We start from the raw sequence: 12,654 nt of genomic DNA on the forward strand, positions 1-12,654 counted from the left end.
GATATGGAGTCTTCAAGGGTACAAGCCCTAGAAAACCCATTTGGTCCCAAAGTATTGGGGATGTGATTGGTAAAGGTGTAAACCATGTGGTCGGTACCGGACGTAAAGCATGTGTCCGGTACGTACCTTAGTATTGCTGGTGGGTCGGGCGAGATTCGAACTCGCGACCAACGGATTAAAAGTCCGCTGCTCTACCGACTGAGCTACCGACCCAGTTAAGCCATAAATTATAGCAAGAAGTTTGTAGGCGATCCCTTGGTCTGCTGTGTCTGCCCGTAAGCCCTTGTAGTTACATGTAGCTTATGAGTTTGCTCTTCTGGCGACTGGTGGATTTTTGGAAAAATAATCCTTAATCCCCTTCAGAATAGCCTCAGCAATGCGGTCCTGGTAGCCATCATCATTCAGCCTGACTTCTTCTTGAGGATTGCTAATAAAGGCAGTTTCTACCAAGATAGAAGGAATGTCTGGTGCCTTTAAAACAGCAAAGCTGGCTTGCTCTACCTTTCCTTTATGTAAGGGCGCAAAACCACTAATTTGCTTCAGAATAGAGTTTCCAACCTGCAGCGAGTCTTTAATCTGAGCAGTGGTTGACATATCTAGGAGTAGATTAGCTACCTGTCGATCTTGGGTCTTGATATTGATGCCACCAATCAAGTCTGAAGCATTTTCTTTATTGGCCATCCAGCGTGCCATTGAACTACTAGCACCCATTTGCGAAAGCGCAAATACGGAAGCACCTTTAGCATGTGGCTGAATAAATGCATCCGCATGGATAGAAACAAAAAGATCCGCCTCAACTCGTCTGGCTTTTTGTACTCTCACATGCAGAGGTACAAAATAATCCCCATCTCTAGTTAAAAAAGGGCGCATATAGGCTTCACTCTCTATCTTGTCTTTGAGTCGCTTTGCAATCGAGAGAACTACATGCTTTTCTCTAGAACCTAATGAACCGATTGCACCCGGATCTTCGCCACCATGACCAGGATCAATGGCAATGGTGATCAGGCGTTTGTACTTAGCAGCTGCCGGAGCTTCTTTAGCCTCTGGTATGGCTTGTGCCACTGGCGACTTTGGCGCTTCCTTTTTAGTAGCAAACTGCGCAATGAAATCTACTTCTTCATTTGATTTAGCTAGAGCACTTTCCTTACGAGCGCTGCTTTTTACTAACTCCATCAAGGGATCAGGTGGAGTGGTAGGGTACAAATCAAAGACCATGCGGTAGTTGTATTCACCAACGGGGTCTAATGTGAAGAGTTGAGGCTTGATCGGTTCTTTTAAGTCGAATACTAAGCGCACTACTCCTGGCTGAAACTGACCTACTCTTACTTGCGCAATATAAGGATCATTAGGCTTGACCTTGGCTACTAAATCTCTCAAAGTGGGATTGAGCTCTAAGCCTTGCACATCAACTACCAGGCGATCAGGATTGGTGAGGATCTGCTGGCTAATAGGCAATGGTGTATCGGATTCCAGAGTGATGCGGGTGTAGTCCTCTGATGGCCAGACACGTACACCCAATATCTTGGCGCCCCAAGCAATCTCCACTTCTGTAAAAAGCAGTGCAAAGCTCAAGAACTTCGCTGAAGTTTTGAAATGCTGCCTTCTCGCAAGATTCGTTTGTCGAATAGTTTTTTTAATGCCCATTTACTTGCTTAAATTCTGTATTACATGATTCAGAACATGGTGGCCATCATTCAGGAGTGCTGTTATCGTCACTGATCTCTCATTCTCATCTACGCCCGGGAGTAATTCAATTTGTAGATCGAATGGTGGTAGAGTGCCTACAGCTTTTTCTGGCCACTCAATTAAACAAAAGCCAGGAATGTCAAAATATTCTCCAAAACCAGCTTCTTGCCATTCCAGAGGATCACGCATTCGGTAGAGGTCAAAATGATGCGCGGTAAATTCACCGCTATTGGTTTTGAGTGTGTAAGGCTCGCACAAGGTATAGGTTGGACTTTTGACCTTGCCCGCATAAGCCATTGATTGGATCAAATATCGTGCGAAGGTGGTCTTGCCTGCCCCTAAATTGCCAACTAGGGAGATATTGAGGTGTCCCTGTGGATTTTGTTCCATAAAACCAGTAATGCTGACGGCAAGTTGTCTGGCTAGGCTAGCGGTATCTGCTTCCTGCCTACAATGTTGCTTGATTATTGCTAATGGTGTTTCTGGGGTTTGAGCCATTGTTCTAGTTTATTCAATTATTGCGCTACATTCTCTATTCATATGCCTTTATCTGCCCATTCCTCTGCTCTAGACGAGTCTAAGTTACGTGCTTGGCTTGGAGAAAAGGCTATAGAGTTGGGATTCGATGGTTTGCGCATTACGGATACCCACCTGGGCTTGGCAAGCAAGCGTTTGCAGGAGTGGTTGGCAGATGGGCGTCATGGCCAGATGGAATACATGCAACGCCATGCGGATCTGCGTGCTGATCCACAGCGATTAGTGCCAGGTACTGTACGCGTCATTTGCGTCATCATGAACTATCTGCCACCCGATATCAATCTTGATACTGAGTGGCAACGCTTAGAGGATCCCTCTCAAGCAGTGGTCTCAATGTATGCCAGAGGTCGCGACTATCACAAGGTTTTGCGTCATCGCTTGCAAGAATTTGCCAAAGCTATCGAAGAAAAAATTGGCACTTTTGGATATCGTGTATTTACGGATTCAGCCCCTTTAATGGAAGTTGAGCTTGCTCGTAAAGCGGGTTTAGGTTGGCGTGGAAAACATACGCTCTTACTCAATCGTGAATCTGGCTCTACCTTTTTCTTGGGTGAGATCTTGGTCGATGTACCACTCCCAATCGATGAAGCGCAAGACGAACATTGTGGTACTTGTCAGTCGTGTATCGATGTTTGTCCAACACAAGCCATTACTGCGCCATATCAATTAGATGCACGCCGCTGTATCTCCTATCTCACCATTGAGAACCCTCAGGCCATTCCAATGGAGTTTCGCAGAGCAATGGGTAATCGCGTTTATGGTTGCGATGATTGTCAGTTGATTTGTCCATGGAATAAGTTTGCTAAGCGCACACAATTGCCAGACTTTGCACAGCGTCATGGTTTGGGACAGGCTAGTCTTTTGCATTTGTGGTCATGGACTGAAGCAGAGTTTGAAGAGCGCCATGAAGGCAGTGCGATTCGACGCATTGGTTATAGCCGCTGGCGCCGTAATCTCGCGGTCGCAATGGGTAATGCCCTAGCCAATCCAGTAGTAGCTAATGCAGACAAGAAAGCTATTCGAAAAGCCTTGAGTGAAGGTCTCTTATCAGCAGATGCACTCGTTGCGGAACATATTGAGTGGGCTCTCAATCCCATTCCTTAGGCAAGCTTAGACAATAATGGAGCCTAGCTCTTACAATTAGCCTATGTCATCAGCCGACCAACCTTATATTGATCCTAGCGAAATTGCACTAGAGGGTTCGGCAGCGGAGCGCTTTAAAAGTCCTCGCGATGCATTCTGGGTGGGAATGCGTGATGCAGCTGGAGCACCAGCCATGGTGCTCTTTGCTGGCATGGTGGGTTTTGGAGCCATGGGCAAAACCAATGGCTTTGATGTTTGGTTCACCACCTCTACCTCATTTTTTATGTTTGCCTTGCCAGGGCAGGTGGTCTTACTAGAAATGGCAATCACTGGTTCATCCGTCATTGCAATTGCTTTGGCAGTAACCTTAACTTCGACCCGCTTCATCACGATGACGGTGACACTCTTTCCGCAGTTTCATCAGAAGGATCGCAATCGAAGCTTATATGCTTCCGTCCATTTATTGGCCATGACGGCATGGGCAATTTCAATGCGTGAGTTTCATGCGATAGAGACCAAGCACCGCTTGGCCTATTTTGTAGGCCTTGGTTTACTCTGTTGGTTAATTTCGATTCCTGGAACGATCTTGGGTTTCTATTTAGCTGGCATGGTGCCGCCTGCTGTAACGCTGGGTCTAGTCTTTATTAATCCACTCTTCTTCTTATTAACGTTTACCGAAGTCAAACCTTGGATTAATCGTATTGCTCTTTTCATGGGTTGTATTTTTGGCCCGATCTTCTTTTTAATTGATCGCGATACCAGCTTACTGACAGCAGGTCTTGTAGGTGGGACTCTGGCTTACTTTATTGATCGCAAGTTCTTGCGTAAGAAAGCCGGAGTAGTAGGGTAATGAGTCCAATGGATACGATGACAAACGCGCTCTCGGGATGGGGTTTGTGGATTGCTCTAGTAGGCGCCTGTATTGGCACTTATTTCTGCAGAGCGATTGGTGTCATGCTTTCTCAAAGCATTAATCAAGAAAGCGAAATCTTTCGTTGGTTAGCGGCGGTGACCTACACCATGGTTGCTGCCTTGACGATTCGCCTGATCGTCATGCCTTTGGGTTTAATGGCTACCGTGCCTTTGTGGATTCGGATTTTGATTTGCGCCTTAGCGATTGGCGTGATGGTTTCTAAACCTTCTAAGCGTTTGGTTCCAGCCTTATTGACTGGAACCTTGCTGATGGTGGGTTATGGCGTGATTCGCTAAGCTTTTCATTCAACTGAAAGATGTGCCGCTAATATTCTGGCGATATGTACCGCTTCACGTTGCGTGCCGTCTGCAATTTGATGACGGCAACTAGTGCCATCCGCTACTACCCAACTATCGGGTGATTTACGAATGCTCGGCAATAGGCTCGCTTCAGCCATTTGCTTAGATACCTCGATATGCTCGGCTTCATAGCCAAAGCTACCGGCCATGCCGCAGCAAGATGATTCAATTAACTGAGGCTCTGCGTTAGGAATGAGTTTAAGTAGTTCCATGGCAGGTGTCACAGCTGCAAAAGACTTCTGATGGCAATGTCCATGAAAAAGGACTGGCTTACTGGCGGCTTTGAGTTGCAGGTTGAGTTTGCCTGCTTTCGCTTTGCTGGCTAAAAACTCTTCTAAGAGTTGCGCTTGCTGCGATACGGTCACGGCCCGCTCACCAAAACCCATCACTAAAGCCTCATCTTTTAGGGTAAAGAGACAAGAGGGCTCAAGACCAATAATTGGAATATTCTTTTGCGCGTAGGGCGCGAGATGATCGATGAGTTCACCGAGTGTTTCCTTGGCTTTATCCACCATGCCAGCTGCAAGGTAAGTTCTGCCGCAGCAAAATTCTTTGGAGCAAGTGTTTTGTTCTTTATTTTTAGCCTTGTTCTGACTCTTGTGCGGAATATGAATACGATAGCCAGCAGCAGTAAGAACGGTTATTGCCGCCTGCAGATTTTCATCTTCGAAGTAAGCATTAAAGGTATCGGCTAATAGCACTACCCCTGGTTGATTTGATAAGGCCTCAGGACTAAATTGATAGGGTGCGATTGCTTTTGGCTTACTCCAGAAAGTATTACCTTTCCAAATTGGCAAACTTCTTTGGGCGGAGATACCCATGATCCATTCTTGTAGCTTGGCAATCGGTGCAATGTGATTGCGCAGATTGAGGATCACTGGCAAGAGTGGAATACTGCTAATCGTGCCGGCATACTTGGGAAGATACGCCACTGCTAGATCACGTAAAGAATGACCAACCCGTTTCTTATAGGCTGATAGAAACTCAATTTTCATCTTGGCCATATCAACGCCAGTAGGACATTCACGCCGACAGGCTTTGCAACTCACACACAATTCCATCACCTCTTTAATGGCATCGCTGCCAAGTGGTGAAGTCTCGTCTTTGATATCGAGTTGATTGGAGAGTGCTAAGCGTAAGGTATTTGCTCTGCCGCGGGTCAGGTGTTTCTCATCCCGAGTCACACGATAACTGGGACACATCACCTCCGCATCAAACTTACGGCAGTGGCCATTGTTATTGCACATCTCTACCGCTTTAGCTAAGCCCATTGCAGGATCACCACCCGTGCCGGGCGCGGTAGTTTCTTCAGTAACAGGATTATTTTGTACGTTCCAGGCTGACCAATCTAATGCAGGCTGTAATGGAATCACTTGATAACTTGGCGAAAATCGAAAGTTACTCGCATCATCCATCTTTGGTGGATTAATAATCTTGCCTGGATTAAATAGTCCCTGAGGATCAAAGGCATGCTTGATTTCTGCAAGGGCTTCAGTGATCTTGGGGCCAAATTGCCATGAGATCCATTCACCACGACACAGGCCATCACCATGTTCACCACTGTAAGCACCTTTGTATTTACGTACCAAGGCAGATGCTTCTTCGGCAACAGCACGCATCTTTTGGGCGCCATCTCTGCGCATATCAAGAATGGGTCGGACATGCAAAGTACCAACTGAAGCATGGGCATACCAAGTGCCGCGTGAACCGTATTTAGAAAAGACATCCGTTAAGGCTTGGGTGTAATCTGCCAGACTCTCTAGCGGAACTGCGCAGTCCTCAATAAAGCTCACTGGCTTGCCATCACCTTTTAAGCTCATCATGATATTTAGCCCCGCTTTACGCACCTCCCATAAATTCTTTTGCAAGGAAGCGTCTGGCATAGATACCACTGAACCGGGTAAGCCTAAGTCACCCATGAGCTCTTGTAATGCCATGATTTTTTCAAGCAAGGGAGCATGCGCTTCCCCTGAAAACTCTACCAACAGAATCGCTTCTGGAGTTTGCGCAGTATGGTCAATCAGTGCAGTCTCAATCGTCTTCTTAAAACTGGGATTACTGCGTGCTAGATCAATCATGGTGCGATCGACTAACTCTACTGCAGTAGGTCCAAGTTTCACAATGTGTTGAGCACTATCCATGGCTTTGTAAAAGCTCGCAAAGTTCACAATGCCAAGCACCTTATGTTTCGGTAGTGGTGCAAGTTTGAGTTTGAGAGATTTAAAGTAAGCCAGCGTACCTTCGCTACCCACTAAAAGATGTGAGAGATTCACGCTGCCATCTTGCGTATAAGGTAGTTCACTTTGAGGGTGAAAGATATCGAGGTTGTAACCAGCGACTCGTCTGAGTACTTTCGGAAAGTGAGCTTCGATCTCTGGTTGAAGTGTGTTTGCTAAACCTTTTACAAAGTCACCTAACTGCTTAGCAACACCAGAGCTATTGGCGTAATTACCAAACTCGGCAATTTGACCATTCGCCAGCCAAGCATTGATACCCAAGACGTTATGCACCATATTGCCATAAGCAATAGAGCGGCTTCCACAAGAGTTATTACCTGCCATGCCTCCAATCGTGGCCTGCCCAGCAGTGGATACATCTACTGGATACCAAAGACCATGTTGCTTGAGGGAGCCATTGAGATGGTCCAGCACAATACCTGGCTCAACTTCCACGTAGCCTTGATTGAGATTGAGATCAAGAACATTTCTGAAGTATTTGCTGTTATCAATCACCAGTGCAGCGCCAGTAGTCTGGCCACACTGACTGGTGCCACCACCCCTTGGTAATACTGGTACACCAAGCTCAGCCGCAATCTGAATGGCTGTAGCAATATCTTCTGCGGTCTTGGGGACAAACACTGCCACTGGCATGGCTTGATAAATAGAGGCATCGGTAGCATAGCGACCACGACTTGCGCTATCGGTCATCACTTCGCCAGACGTTTCTTGGCGTAGGCGCTTTGCTAAGGTCGCTTGATCAATCATGACTTCTTTGAGGTCTAAGGGCTTATTCATTTAGCCATCTCCAGGCTGCCTGTTTCTGCTTTCAGAAGTTGTACGACAACATCACGCTTGTTCTGGACGTGCTGAATCATGATCTTGCGCATTCTCTGGCTATCACGTGCTTTTAAGGCATCGAGCATCTCTTGATGTTCTTCAACTGCCTTTTCCCATTTGACGCCGTCTTGGTTGGAGCGAAAGCGTAGCGCCTCGATACGAGTATTTACTTGAGTAAAGAGACGAGAGAGTACAGGGTTGTTCGCTGCTTGATTAATTAAATGATGGATACGTAGATTGAGTTTGTAATAACTCGATAAATCACGGCGCGCATACGAAGCCATCATTTCATACTGGAGTGCCTCTAATTCAGAGAGGCTGGCATCAGTAATATGATTTGCAGCCAGCTCTCCAGAGAAGCCCTCTAAGTCGGCAATCACATCAAAGGTGTGAATGACATCTTCCAAACTCAATTGCACAGCAATCGCTCCACGATTGGCGATCAACTCTACTAGGCCATCGGCAGCCAAGCGACGAATCGCTTCCCGAATCGGTGTGCGAGAAACGTTCAGGCTTTCAGCTAATTCACGCTCATTCAGTTTGCTGCCTGGTGCAATCTTTCCCTCTACCAAGAGTGATCTGAGTTTTTGGAAGATTGCCTCATGCAGATTCTGGGAATTTGGCTGCTCTGTGACCGTCATATTGAGAACCTATAATTTGTATACAAAAATATCAATAAGTCATGATAAAGCATAAATTATGGCTTTAAATGCTTAAATTAGGGTTTATTTTTATATTAAATGAAAATAAATTGTATACAAAATGGAAAATTGCCAAAATTTGTCATACACTAGCGGCTGAAACGAGTTCCTAGAATTCACCCCCTTTTAAATACCTAAACCCATCCATAGCGAGACAAAGCATGTTGAAACTTGATAACCACCCATCAGGACGCCATTTTTTACATATTCCTGGCCCAAGCCCAGTGCCTCCACGCGTATTACGCGCCATTAGCTATCAAACCATTGATCATCGTGGCCCCGAGTTTGGTGCGTTTGGCTTGAAGGTTTTGGATGGTATCAAGAAGATCTTCAAAACAGAGCAGCCGGTGATCATTTATTCCGCTTCCGGAACGGGATCATGGGAAGGCGCTTTAGTGAATGTTCTCAATCCTGGTGACACAGTCTTGTTTTATGAAACTGGTCAGTTCGCCAATTTATGGCGCGCACTTGGGCAACGCCTCGGTCTGAAGGTCGAGGTCGTTGGTAAATCTGGACAAGATTCTTGGCGTTGGGGCGTAGATGCTGCCGTGATTGAAGAGCGTTTGCGTAAGGACACTCAGCATGAAATCAAGGCTGTATGCGTAGTGCATAACGAAACATCGACTGGCGTTACTTCAAACATCGCCGCAGTACGAAAAGCGATCGACTCCTTAAAGCACCCCGCTTTGTTGTTAGTTGATAGCGTCTCTGGCCTTGGATCTGCAGACTACGAGCATGACAAGTGGGGCGCGGATGTTACTATTTCTGGTTCGCAAAAAGGTTTGATGTTGCCTCCAGGTATTGGCTTTAATGCCTTGTCAGCAAGAGCCATTGAAGTGAGCAAGCAAAACAAAATGCATAAAGCGTATTGGGCATGGGATGAAATATTGGAGTCCAATAAAAACGGTTACTGGCCAACTACACCCAGTACGAATTTAATGTACGGTTTGCATGAAGCGATGGACATGATGATGGCTGAAGGTTTGGACACAATCTTTGCGCGTCATCAGCGTTTGGCTGCCGCTTGTCGTGAAGCTGTTCATGCTTGGGGGCTCGAAATTCAATGTCAGGATAAGGATTGCTACTCTCCAGTGTTAACTTGTATCGCTACACCTGAAGGTATGGATGCCGACAAATTACGCAAACATGCTTTGGAGAAATTTAATCTCTCCTTAGGAACAGGCCTTGGAAAAATTAAGGGCAAAGCATTCCGGATTGGTCATTTGGGTGACTGTAATGAGCTCAATTTGATGGCTGCTTTAAGTGGGGTTGAAATGAGCTTGGGTGCTATGGGCTTTAAGCCTAAGGCTAGCGGTGTAGTAGCTGCTCAAGAATTCCTAAAATAACCACCATTTAGGCCCTTTCAGCTGCGTATAGGGCAAAGGCAGGGTGCAGATCGTCCGGGGTCAGACTTAAAGGGCTGAGCCTGGCTGCAGCCTTTATAATTCAGGCACTTGTATTGATGGCACTTTCATCACATAAAACATATTCGAGACAATAGTATTTAAAAAGGATTCAACATGTTGGCAACTAAACCTTATTTAACTCAAGCGGATGCTCAAAAGATTTTGGATGCAGCCAACAAGCATGCCGCTGAAAATAATTGGGCAGTCACGATCGCTGTTTGTGATGATGGTGGACATGTACTAGGTTTGACCCGTCGTGACGGATGCGCACCAGTATCTGCTTACATTGCTCAAGAAAAAGCGCGCACCGCTGCAATGGGTAAACGTGAAAGCCGTGTGTACGAAGAAATTATTAATAACGGTCGCACCTCTTTTTTATCTGTCCCACATATTTCGGGCATGTTAGAGGGTGGGGTCAATATCGAGGTAAATGGGTTTACCATCGGCGCAGTCGGCGTTTCCGGCGTTAAATCGACCGAGGATGCCGAAACCGCTAAGGCCGGCATTGCGGCCATCCTGTAAGTTACCTTGATCAATACTGCTACTGAAATAAATTCATCTACAGGGCTTGGCGACTTAGTCGTTCCTAGCGCCGCCCCTAGTGTTACCCCTCCAGCAACAATTACTTTTGCTGATTTTGGTTTAGACCCGCTGATTCAAAAAGCGGTTGCTGAACAAGGCTATAACACTCCTACTCCGATTCAAGCGCAATCAATTCCGCATGTTTTAGCGGGGAGCGATTTAATGGGTGCTGCACAAACTGGCACTGGCAAAACAGCAGCCTTTGTATTGCCAATTATTCAAAAGATTTTGCGTCATGCTAGCAACAGCGCCTCACCCGCACGCCATCCGATTCGCGCCTTAGTCTTAACTCCAACCAGAGAGTTGGCGGTGCAGGTAGCAGAGAACGCTGCTAACTACTCGAAGCATACGGATCTGCGCGCAGCTGTGGTCTATGGTGGCGTGGATATGAAAGAGCAAGTTGCTATCTTGCGTAATGGTATTGAGATCTTGATTGCCACACCAGGTCGCTTACTTGATCACATTGGGTCTAAAGTGGCTAATTTGTCCCAGGTAGAGATTCTGGTGCTAGATGAAGCCGATCGTATGCTCGATATGGGTTTCTTGCCTGATCTACAACGCATCATTAATTTGATTCCTGCGCAAAGACAGACCCTGTTGTTTTCGGCAACCTTCTCACCAGAAATTAAGAAGCTCGCGCAGAGTTATTTGCGTACACCGGTGACGGTAGAAGTAGCTCGTCAAAATGCTGCGGCCGACACGGTTAAGCAAGTCATTCATATGGTGTCAGCAAGTGATAAGCAGCGTGCAATTGTCCAAGTCTTAGAAAACCGTACGCGTCAAGGTTTATCGCGTCAGTGCATCATCTTCACCAATAGTCGTTTAGGTTGTGCCAAGTTAGCACGGGCCTTAGAGCGTGATGGTATTAAAGCAGGTGCGATTCATGGCGATAAGAGTCAGGGTGAGCGTACCTTAACTTTGGATGCATTCAAGTCTGGCGCGATTGAAGTGTTGGTGGCGACAGATGTGGCAGCGCGGGGTTTGGATATTCCAGATATGCCTTGCGTGATTAATCATGAGTTGCCTTATAACGCTGAAGACTTTATTCACCGCATCGGTCGAACAGGTCGTGCTGGTAGTACAGGGGATGCGATTGCTTTAGTAGATGCCAGTGAAAAGCGTTTATTAGACGATATTGAAAAGCTAATGAAACGTAAGTTGGATATCCAGCCTTTGCCTGAGGGTACTCCTGCTTATGCCAAGCCATCTACTAGTAGTAATGCCCCAGCAAAAATGTCAGACCCATTTTTCTATAAACCTTATGAGCCTAGCGCCGCACCACAGTCATCCGATGTAGTAAAGCCAGAAGTGAAAAAAGTGGGTATTGTGGCCGCTAAGCCAGCAGTTGGCGCCTTATTGGGCGGTTTCAAAAAGAAGTAATTAGCTCCAGGCATGAGTGGCTGCCAAGAGCCACTCTGCAATGGTGATCCTCTCACCATCAGGTAACCCAACCAATCCTAAATGTGTTGCAGCCTTGCGAAGCTCTACAAGAGAATGTGTTTGATCTTGTGTATTAATTTGGGTTGCTAAGGTTTGCTTACTCAATTTTTCGCCGTGTTCATCTAATACCAAGGGGAGATGTTTGTAATGAGGCGTTGTGTATCCCAAAAGAGTTTGTAAATATATTTGCCTAGCGGTGTTGCTTAGCAAATCTTCGCCACGTACGATATGGGTAATACCTTGCTCTGCATCGTCTACGACTACGGCGAGTTGGTAAGTAAAGAGACCATCACTTCTGCGCAGGATAAAATCCCCGACTTGTTGATTGAGATTCTGACTTTGAGTGCCAAGGGCTAAATCCTCAAAATCAATCTGGCAATTTGGGGGCAGCGCAACTCGCCAAGCTGCCTTCAGGCCTAAAATTTCAGAACTTGTATGGCTCTCTAGTTGACTTGCTCTGCACGTCCCCGGATAAACCATCTCTTGATTGCGCGGCGTTTGAACTCCAAGCTCCGCTAGGTTATTGGTAATTGTTTGCCGAGAACAGGTACAGGAATAGAGGCATTTGAGCTCATTGAGGCGTTCTAAAGCCTTTTGGTAGCGATCCTGATGTTTTGACTGAAATGTGGGAGCTTCATCCCAGAAAAGGCCACATGCGAGCAATTGGGACTGAATGAGCTGATCAGCCCCAAGGGTGCATCTAGGGGGATCCAGATCTTCTATTCTGAGCAGCCATTTACCACCATTTTTACGGGCATCTAACCAGCTTCCTAGGGCCGCAACCAGCGATCCCGCATGGAGTGGTCCAGTAGGCGAGGGGGCAAATCGCCCGCGATAGCCGTCGGCTGGGGATGAAGGGTTTTTGAGCTTGGACACAGCTAAAATCATCTC

11 protein-coding genes and 1 tRNA gene are annotated in these 12,654 nt (G+C 46.5%); 6 read left to right on the forward strand and 6 right to left on the reverse strand.

Going from position 1 to position 12,654, the window contains the following annotated elements; all coding sequences use genetic code 11:
* Positions 1 to 137 precede the first annotated feature (137 nt).
* From VC178_RS03225 to tsaE, 3 genes are all read right to left on the reverse strand, one after another.
* A tRNA-Lys gene (locus tag VC178_RS03225) sits at positions 138 to 213 on the reverse strand.
* An 87-nt stretch (positions 214 to 300) separates the two neighbouring features.
* On the reverse strand, positions 301 to 1,644 hold the full coding sequence (locus VC178_RS03230; RefSeq protein WP_323481591.1) for an N-acetylmuramoyl-L-alanine amidase: 1,344 nt from the start codon (positions 1,642 to 1,644) through the stop codon (positions 301 to 303).
* Complete coding sequence (gene tsaE / locus VC178_RS03235; protein ID WP_215296579.1) at positions 1,645 to 2,184, reverse strand: tRNA (adenosine(37)-N6)-threonylcarbamoyltransferase complex ATPase subunit type 1 TsaE; 540 nt, start codon at positions 2,182 to 2,184, stop codon at positions 1,645 to 1,647.
* Between the two features lie 42 nt (positions 2,185 to 2,226).
* Between tsaE and queG the strand changes: the two genes are divergently transcribed.
* Genes queG through VC178_RS03250 form a run of 3 tightly spaced genes read left to right on the forward strand, consistent with a single transcriptional unit; the run spans position 2,227 to position 4,515 of the window.
* Positions 2,227 to 3,327: a tRNA epoxyqueuosine(34) reductase QueG gene (queG, locus tag VC178_RS03240; protein WP_323481592.1), complete on the forward strand. Its 1,101-nt coding sequence runs from the start codon at positions 2,227 to 2,229 to the stop codon at positions 3,325 to 3,327.
* 43 nt (positions 3,328 to 3,370) lie between these two features.
* Positions 3,371 to 4,156, forward strand: a complete 786-nt coding sequence (locus tag VC178_RS03245) for an AzlC family ABC transporter permease (protein WP_216123908.1) — start codon at positions 3,371 to 3,373, stop codon at positions 4,154 to 4,156.
* Positions 4,156 to 4,515 (forward strand): AzlD domain-containing protein, encoded by a 360-nt coding sequence (locus VC178_RS03250; RefSeq protein ID WP_215296582.1) that lies wholly within the window; start codon positions 4,156 to 4,158, stop codon positions 4,513 to 4,515. The genes VC178_RS03245 and VC178_RS03250 overlap by 1 nt, the downstream gene beginning before the upstream one ends.
* Before the next feature lie 5 nt (positions 4,516 to 4,520).
* On the opposite strand, the gene VC178_RS03255 is transcribed toward VC178_RS03250, so the two are convergent.
* Positions 4,521 to 7,592 carry an FAD-binding and (Fe-S)-binding domain-containing protein gene (locus tag VC178_RS03255; protein ID WP_323481593.1) on the reverse strand — a complete coding sequence of 1,024 codons (3,072 nt, stop codon included), beginning with the start codon at positions 7,590 to 7,592 and terminating at the stop codon, positions 4,521 to 4,523.
* Positions 7,589 to 8,275, reverse strand: a complete 687-nt coding sequence (locus tag VC178_RS03260; RefSeq protein WP_323481594.1) for a GntR family transcriptional regulator — start codon at positions 8,273 to 8,275, stop codon at positions 7,589 to 7,591. The genes VC178_RS03255 and VC178_RS03260 overlap by 4 nt, the downstream gene beginning before the upstream one ends.
* Before the next feature lie 221 nt (positions 8,276 to 8,496).
* Here VC178_RS03260 and VC178_RS03265 point away from each other — a divergent pair, with 221 nt between their 5' ends.
* From VC178_RS03265 to VC178_RS03275, 3 genes are all read left to right on the forward strand, one after another.
* Positions 8,497 to 9,681 (forward strand): pyridoxal-phosphate-dependent aminotransferase family protein, encoded by a 1,185-nt coding sequence (locus tag VC178_RS03265; protein ID WP_323481595.1) that lies wholly within the window; start codon positions 8,497 to 8,499, stop codon positions 9,679 to 9,681.
* A 177-nt stretch (positions 9,682 to 9,858) separates the two neighbouring features.
* On the forward strand, positions 9,859 to 10,263 hold the full coding sequence (locus VC178_RS03270) for a GlcG/HbpS family heme-binding protein (RefSeq protein ID WP_215320789.1): 405 nt from the start codon (positions 9,859 to 9,861) through the stop codon (positions 10,261 to 10,263).
* A 6-nt stretch (positions 10,264 to 10,269) separates the two neighbouring features.
* Entirely contained in the window at positions 10,270 to 11,703 is a 1,434-nt protein-coding gene (locus VC178_RS03275) for a DEAD/DEAH box helicase (protein ID WP_323481596.1), read from the forward strand.
* On the opposite strand, the gene gluQRS is transcribed toward VC178_RS03275, so the two are convergent.
* Positions 11,704 to 12,651 carry a tRNA glutamyl-Q(34) synthetase GluQRS gene (gene gluQRS / locus VC178_RS03280; RefSeq protein ID WP_323481597.1) on the reverse strand — a complete coding sequence of 316 codons (948 nt, stop codon included), beginning with the start codon at positions 12,649 to 12,651 and terminating at the stop codon, positions 11,704 to 11,706.
* Positions 12,652 to 12,654: the final 3 nt, after the last annotated feature.

This window comes from Polynucleobacter sp. AP-Sanab-80-C2 (assembly GCF_035012965.1).
Classification (GTDB): Bacteria; Pseudomonadota; Gammaproteobacteria; order Burkholderiales; family Burkholderiaceae; genus Polynucleobacter.

What these genes read in the sequence shown, in the direction of transcription:
- VC178_RS03260 (WP_323481594.1), bottom strand. Translation starts at nt 8,275, where the DNA reads ATGACGGTCACAGAGCAGCCAAATTCCCAGAATCTGCATGAGGCAATC.
- queG (WP_323481592.1), top strand. Translation starts at nt 2,227, where the DNA reads ATGCCTTTATCTGCCCATTCCTCTGCTCTAGACGAGTCTAAGTTACGT.
- VC178_RS03255 (WP_323481593.1), bottom strand. Translation starts at nt 7,592, where the DNA reads ATGAATAAGCCCTTAGACCTCAAAGAAGTCATGATTGATCAAGCGACC.
- VC178_RS03230 (WP_323481591.1), bottom strand. Translation starts at nt 1,644, where the DNA reads ATGGGCATTAAAAAAACTATTCGACAAACGAATCTTGCGAGAAGGCAG.
- VC178_RS03250 (WP_215296582.1), top strand. Translation starts at nt 4,156, where the DNA reads ATGAGTCCAATGGATACGATGACAAACGCGCTCTCGGGATGGGGTTTG.
- gluQRS (WP_323481597.1), bottom strand. Translation starts at nt 12,651, where the DNA reads ATGATTTTAGCTGTGTCCAAGCTCAAAAACCCTTCATCCCCAGCCGAC.
- tsaE (WP_215296579.1), bottom strand. Translation starts at nt 2,184, where the DNA reads ATGGCTCAAACCCCAGAAACACCATTAGCAATAATCAAGCAACATTGT.
- VC178_RS03265 (WP_323481595.1), top strand. Translation starts at nt 8,497, where the DNA reads ATGTTGAAACTTGATAACCACCCATCAGGACGCCATTTTTTACATATT.
- VC178_RS03245 (WP_216123908.1), top strand. Translation starts at nt 3,371, where the DNA reads ATGTCATCAGCCGACCAACCTTATATTGATCCTAGCGAAATTGCACTA.